Source organism: Methanospirillum sp., from assembly GCF_028679455.1.
Taxonomy (GTDB): Archaea; Halobacteriota; Methanomicrobia; order Methanomicrobiales; family Methanospirillaceae; genus Methanospirillum.
Map to the genome: position 1 here is coordinate 1 of NZ_JAJRBM010000299.1, position 7,051 is coordinate 7,051.

General features: G+C 42.6%; 5 protein-coding genes. 1 reads left to right on the forward strand and 4 read right to left on the reverse strand.

Annotated elements, in window-relative coordinates; genetic code table 11:
- Window positions 1-269: 269 nt before the first annotated feature.
- The gene (locus tag LUQ50_RS10185; RefSeq protein ID WP_300039727.1) at window positions 270-2,114 is read right to left on the reverse strand and encodes a chloride channel protein; all 1,845 of its coding nucleotides are present in this window, start codon (window positions 2,112-2,114) and stop codon (window positions 270-272) included.
- A 166-nt stretch (window positions 2,115-2,280) separates the two neighbouring features.
- On the opposite strand from LUQ50_RS10185, the gene LUQ50_RS10190 reads away from it, so the two are divergent.
- Window positions 2,281-4,062 (forward strand): KUP/HAK/KT family potassium transporter, encoded by a 1,782-nt coding sequence (locus LUQ50_RS10190; RefSeq protein WP_300039728.1) that lies wholly within the window; start codon window positions 2,281-2,283, stop codon window positions 4,060-4,062.
- 150 nt (window positions 4,063-4,212) lie between these two features.
- Here the strand turns inward: LUQ50_RS10190 and ablB are convergent, their stop codons facing one another.
- The 3 genes from ablB to LUQ50_RS15970 all read right to left on the reverse strand — a co-directional run bounded on the left by ablB (window position 4,213) and on the right by LUQ50_RS15970 (window position 7,050).
- Entirely contained in the window at window positions 4,213-5,049 is an 837-nt protein-coding gene (gene ablB / locus LUQ50_RS10195; RefSeq protein ID WP_300039729.1) for a putative beta-lysine N-acetyltransferase, read from the reverse strand.
- Window positions 5,039-6,352: a lysine 2,3-aminomutase gene (ablA, locus tag LUQ50_RS10200; protein WP_300039730.1), complete on the reverse strand. Its 1,314-nt coding sequence runs from the start codon at window positions 6,350-6,352 to the stop codon at window positions 5,039-5,041. The genes ablB and ablA overlap by 11 nt, the downstream gene beginning before the upstream one ends.
- 371 nt (window positions 6,353-6,723) lie before the next feature.
- Complete coding sequence (locus LUQ50_RS15970) at window positions 6,724-7,050, reverse strand: DUF6544 family protein (protein ID WP_367278987.1); 327 nt, start codon at window positions 7,048-7,050, stop codon at window positions 6,724-6,726.
- Window position 7,051 lies beyond the last annotated feature (1 nt).

Sequence of the window (7,051 nt, forward strand, 5' to 3'; positions counted from 1 at the left end):
ATTAATTTCTGACCTTATTCAACTCAAGCGTACTTATTAGGAAATTTAGAATGGAATGAGAATAGAATCCTGGCATGGAGAGGCAATAATAGATATCACCATGAATAGGAAGCAGATCTGCCTGCGGGTATAATCGGTGATGCCCGGCATACTTGATGTGAACAAAGCCGGGTCGGTTACCTGGATATACTTGAGATACCGCTGAACAGGAGAAGGAAGAACCAGGGAACTTTATAATTGAAAGTTTGAAGGTTTCAAGAACCTCATGTTCAATTGTTTATTGTCCTGGATGATACGGTCTGATCCTCAATTGCCAGGATATTACAACTATGACTAGATCGTGAGTAGGTTTTCAAAATATCGGTTCTCGTAAGAAAACCAACGAGACGGTCAGAAGATTCCGTTTCGACCACAGGGAGATGATTGATAGAGTAAGTTACCATTGCCACCAGAGCATCTTCAAGTGTACTCTCCGGAGTGACAACATGCAGATGAGTTGTCATAACATCCCTGATCATCTGTGACAATTCCACACTAATCAGTGAATTTCTCAGATCATGGTTAGTTATTATTCCAACAAGTCGTGAATCTTCCAACACCGGATACCCGGTATGATCAGTCTCTGCCATGTATTTCCTGACCAGACAGACAGAATCATCAGGAGAAAGAGAAATCACTTTTGATACAGGTGACATGGCATCTTGTACTGCAATCCCTTCTAGTGTCTCACGATCAAATTCTCCGCGATGAGCTCCTGATTGTGCTTTGGTTGGCACCTGTTCATGAAAGATGCTTTTCTCTCCAGTCAACAGGTTTGAGACCCCAACTGCGGCCATAGCAGGAACTAATATCGTTACGCTTCCTACCATCTCAACAACCATTATTAGCACTGCAATGGGGGCGTTTGCTACGGCTCCGAACAGTGAGATCATCCCGACAATCACAAACACAGGAACTGTTTCAAGAGGGATATATGCAGGATTAATCAGATGTAGGATCATACCAAGTGCTCCCCCGGCTGAAGCTCCAATCATGAGTCCAGGGGCAAATACTCCCCCACTTCCTCCTGAACCAAGTGTCAGGGATGTCGCTAATATCTTCATAAATGGGAGCAGGATCAGGACTGCAAGGGGAACCATGGAATACAACATAAGTTGAGTATATCCATAACTGGAACCTAAACTTGCAAGCCCGACCATCTCTCCTTCCGGGGATATGTGTGCAAGTATAATGACCAGTATCCCAAGGAGAATTGCACCGGATACCGGTTTTAGAAAGACCGGTAGTTTGAACCGATTAAATAGAACTTTGAACCGTTCACGTGTCCAGTAAAAAGTAGAGATATATAAATGTCCAAATCCTGCGCATACCACGCCGAGAAGCAGGAACATGGGTATCTGCTGGACAGTCCACCACTGAGAAGCCAGAGTAAAGATTGGATTATACCCTTCAAAGATACCAAAAATGGAATATCCAATAATTGAGGCCAGGAATGCAGGCACGATCGCTTCAGCTTCAAAGTCACGGGTATAGAGTACTTCTGCTGCAAGAATTGCCCCCCCAAGAGGGGCCTTAAATATAGTTCCGATTCCTGCACCTATGCCGGTAGTGAGAGCAATTCGTCTTTCCTTTGGAGTGAGATTCAGCATCTCAGCGACCATTGAGCCAAACCCAGCGGAGATCTGGGCTGAAGGTCCTTCTCTCCCTGCACTCCCTCCGGTAGATATGGTGAGGATTGCCGTGAGTGCCTTCAAAAGCGGGATCCGTCTGCGAATTTTTCCTTCGCCATGATAGGCTTTGATCGCTGCATCGGTTCCATGGCCTTCTGCTTCAGGTGCATACCTGGTTACCAGTATCCCGGTGAGAAGACTTCCAAAACAGAGTATAGGGATCAGGAGCACCAGGGAATCTGGACCTGACCATTGACTTATCTCAGTTATGGTCTGCCCTTCCTGGGGGTATGCATACTTGAGCAGATATCCCATGAAAAAAGCAGTTCCCCATTTCAGACCCTCAAAAAAGAGAAGTGAACCTATTCCCGCAATAATTCCCACGACGATTGCAATGAGTAAGATTCGTTTTGTTGGTGCGACAAATGACGGGATTGAGAACATCTTCACTCCTGTGTTATCTCACATACCTTCCTGAATATATGCGTATTACCACATCCTTTAGAGGATGGTACCCACACATACTAACTACAAATAACCATTAAACCAGAAGTAATTTAACTGTTGTTAAAAAACGATTAGTATGAATGCCCCGGATTCATCCCGTTTTGTGAAATCCCTGGGCCTCGTGTTTGGAGATATCGGGACAAGCCCGATCTATACAATGGGAGTAATTCTCCTGATGATTCTTCCAACCGAGGACAATATCCTCGGTGTCCTCTCACTCATTTTCTGGAGTCTCATTTTCGTCATCTCAATCCAATACGTCTGGTTGGCCATGAATCTCGGGTTTAAGGGTGAAGGAGGGACTATCGTCCTGAAAGGCATTCTGGTTTCTCTATTGAATAAAGGCCCACTTGTCCCGGTCGTATCTTTTCTTGCGATCATAGGGGTCTGTCTCTTCATGGGTGATGGTGTAATCACCCCTGCGATCAGTATCCTTTCAGCGGTTGAAGGGATCAGACTTGTACCTGGCCTGGAAGGAACAAGTGAATTTATTCTTCTCTGTATTGCTGCAATTATTGCGATATCACTATTCTTTATTCAGCAGAAGGGAACAGAGCGGGTCGCCTGGGCATTTGGTCCGGTGATGTTCATCTGGTTCTCGATGCTGGCCTTAACCGGTATCATCTCAATTGTTGGGACACCTCAGGTGCTCTACTCGTTGAGCCCACATTATGCCCTTGTATTTCTGCTCAATAACGGTATGAGCGGTTTTTTTATCCTTTCTGCAGTAATTCTTTGTGTTACCGGTGGCGAGGCACTCTATGCAGATATGGGGCATCTGGGCCGTGAACCCATCGTAAGAGGGTGGTATTTTGTCTTTCCAGCGTTGGTGTTCAGTTATCTGGGCCAGGGGGCTTATATTCTCCACAATGGATCGATGGGGACAGTTCTCTTCAACATGGTATCAGATCAACTCGGTATCTTGTATATCCCATTTCTTCTGCTCAGCATTGTAGCCACGATTATTGCATCACAAGCCATGATCAGCGGTATGTTCTCAATTGTGTACCAGGCAATGACAACCCGGATCCTTCCAAAACTCAAGATCGACTTTACGTCATCAGAGCTCCATTCCCAGATTTATATCGATGCGGTAAACTGGGTTCTCATGGCAGCTGTGCTGATGGTGATGTTTATGTTCGGATCTTCAGAGCATCTGGCTGCAGCATATGGACTTGCAGTTGCCGGAGATATGACGATCTCAGCTGTCTTGTTGCTTCTTATCTTCCTGATTATGAGAGATCCTCTGAAGTCACTCATATCAGGTGTTCTTATCTGCCTTGATCTGAGTTTTTTCATTACATCCCTGACGAAGTTGCCTCATGGAGGATACTGGTCATTCCTCCTTGCTTTGGTCCCATTTATCATAATTATTATCTTTATCAGTGGCCAGGAGCAATTGAGGTCAAAATTAAAGCCTATTCCATTAAAAGAATTTATTCCAGCATACGAAAAGTTCTATCAGAGCCGGTGCAAGATATCCGGGACAGCACTATACTTTACTTCAGATATTCATCAGATATCCCCCTATATCGGGCAAATTTTTTTCAAAAATGAGATAATTTACAAACAAAACATCCTGGTTTCCATTAGAATGAAGGATTATCCATTTGGAGTTAAGATAACCTACCAGGAGGATTGTGCAGATGGTCTTTCAGCTTTGCTGATAGAGACGGGATATATGGAGATCCTTGATATTGAATCTCTGATTCGAGAACGTGGAATTGAAGAGAAAACCATCTTTTACGGTATGGAGAATATCATCAGTGACCGTATGGTATGGAAGATCTTTGGAATCATGAAGAAAGCTGCACCCCCATTTGTCCAGTTTTACTCACTTCCACCTGAAAAGATCCATGGTGTAATCACGAGGATCATCATGTGAAACCCGAAAATGATTCACAGATACACATAAAAGCAGGGATTTGTCCACCAGAGGTTGCTCAAAGTGGATCTTTCATTCCTCTTTCAATTATTAGAGATGAGTTGTCTGATACATATTGAATCCATCAAAAGATGGACACAGAACAGAAAATTATGTGTATAGTGGCTTGTACCAAATATTCATGCTCTCGATTTTTCCACAGATATTTGTATTCTGCACCAGGGTTCCCCCATAGGTATATCCTGCTCCTGCAAATAGCAGATTCACCGGTGCAGATTCGGCTCTACAGATAGTATATGATGTTTTTACCCGGTTCTTTTTCATCTGTTTCTCCATGTAATTTAGAATCGCTTTTGAGAATCCATATCCACGATTCCTGGGATCAACCACAAGATCACTCATTTCAACGGATGATGCGTAGGAATCAACTTCACATGAACCAAGTGCAACAATTTCGCCAGATAATTCTCCTACAAAAAATGATGATCCGTTGTTCATACCTTTGAGTAAATAATTTGGTTCATGAATTGGAAACGGATACGTTGAAAAATTGTGGTGATAGAGTGTAGCCATCAGATGAATATCGCATGGGGTAGCAGGTCTGACGAACATCTGTTCAGATACACAGGTTGTTCGATGCATTTTGTCTTTACAAACCTGAAGGATAGTGTGTATAGTGTCAGAGGCGGCATCTAAGCTCCGACTCGGGTCATAGAAACGTGAGATGAATAGAGCATCATCATTATCCGGATAAAAATTCGGGATACACGCTTCCTGAGTTGCATGGCAACGGGAGAATAGGTTTTCACACGACTTAGGGATTTTAAGGACTAATTTCGTGTATCCATAGGTGGTTCGTAGCCCGATGATGTGTTTGATCAATAATTCGGTATCATCAGGGTGATATTTCATTAGATAAATCCGGTTATTCAGATATCCATGGTGGAGGCAACTTTTTCCGACCGGATATATGGTGTCATTCTCCATCCTGTCTCCTCGTTACCCGTTCTGAATCTGCAGGAAGAATAGTTATCTCACTCTCATAATCTGAAAGCAATGCTTCAATGCCGTGTGCTCTCCTCATAAGGTATCCACTGTCTCCTGAATGCTGCAGATTACATTGTCCACACTGGAGATCACAAGCCGGTCGCTCGTATTGATCAGGTTCCTGGTATGTTGAAAACATCCCTTCGTAATTGCGAAGAACTACTTTATTTGAAGACCAGGATACGAGATAATGTGGCATAACCGGAATTTTTCCACCTCCTCCCGGTGCATCGATCACGTAAGTAGGTACAGCTAGACCGGATGTATGTCCGATCAGACTTTCTATGATTTTTGTGCCTTTTCCTACCGGCGTTCTGAAATGAGCGAGGCCTTCAGCAAGGTCGCATTGGAAGAGATAATATGGCCTGACTCTATTTTTTACCAGTTCATGAACGAGTTTACGCATAATATTGGGACAATCATTGACACCTGCTAGTAGAACAGACTGGTTTCCAAGAGGAATTCCCCCGTTTGCAAGTTTGGATAGAGCCTCGCATGACGCATCAGTAAATTCATGCGGATGATTAAAATGAGTATTGAGCCACAGGGGATGATATTTTTTAAGAACCTGTACCAGTTCGTCTGTTATCCGGTACGGAAGGACTACTGGGACCCTGGTTCCGATTCTGATGATCTCAATATGTGGAATCCGGCGTAACCTGTTTAAGATCATATCGAGGTGGGAATCCGATAGCATCAGCGGATCTCCACCAGAAAGGAGAACATCACGGATCTCCTGATGATTTTCAATATATTCAAAAGCCTTCTCAAAGTCATCTTTTGAAGGCATTGATGTTATTTTTCCAACTTTCCGTTTCCGTGTGCAATGGCGGCAATACATGGCACAGGAATTACTGATAAGGAATAGAATCCGATCCGGATATCGGTGAGTAATCAGAGAACAGGGGCTGTCTTCTTCTTCACTCAGAGGATCATGCAGGTCATAATTTTCTATGATCAACTCTCCGACTGATGGTACAGCCTGTTTAAATATGGGATCATGAAATGGATCAGTATTGTCGATCAACGCAAGGTAATAAGGAGTTATCGACATCGGGAAGATATCGATAGTTTTCTGAATTTCATCACGTTCTTTTTCAGAGAAGGAGATCTCAAGCATGCGTTCAAGGGTATTTACATCAACAATACTGTGCCGGACCTGCCATTGCCAGTCTTTCCAATGAGACTGATGTTCTGAATCTGAAACCGGTCCTTTGAAGGTATGAAACTTTTCTGAAACCATTGTTGTAAAAAAATCGATCTGGTCTTTTAGCAGTTCAACATGCCATAACTCCGGATCTATTATTTATGGACACTCTAAACGATGGACCTATGACATTTACTCATATCAATTTTATTATTTAATAGTTTACTGGTATGCACATTATTACTAATTATCTAAACCAATAATACGGATATAACGTTACCTGGATCAAAAACTGACTGTACACCATATTCTAACCGCTACAGAACGGGTTCATAGTCAAAAAAGAATTATAAAAGAATATACATTGTCATCATAATCAGGAATCATGTATAGAATTGAATGTATTTCATACCGGTCATGTTACGATGATAGTACATGTACAATAGTTTTCTGATATGAAACAAGATTCAGGTGCTGGTACAGGTTTTTTTCACTGACATCATTTTTAAAAATTTTATTACCTGGGGGATATAGAGGCCCTGAACATCGCAATACATTCCATATAATGCGATGAATTTTGTACACGAATGGTGCTCATCACAAAACACTAGATTACACTCATATATCATCTCTTCAATGAGTCCAGATTCGTTGAATTTAACCATAAACTCAAGAGGGATGAGAGAGTCTGATACCGTAAAACGTGCAGTTTTCTCATCAACATACTCCCAGTTCAGGTATAAGGATGGATACAGAATCCAGGGAAACCAAATCGATTCAAAAAAGTACTTGATG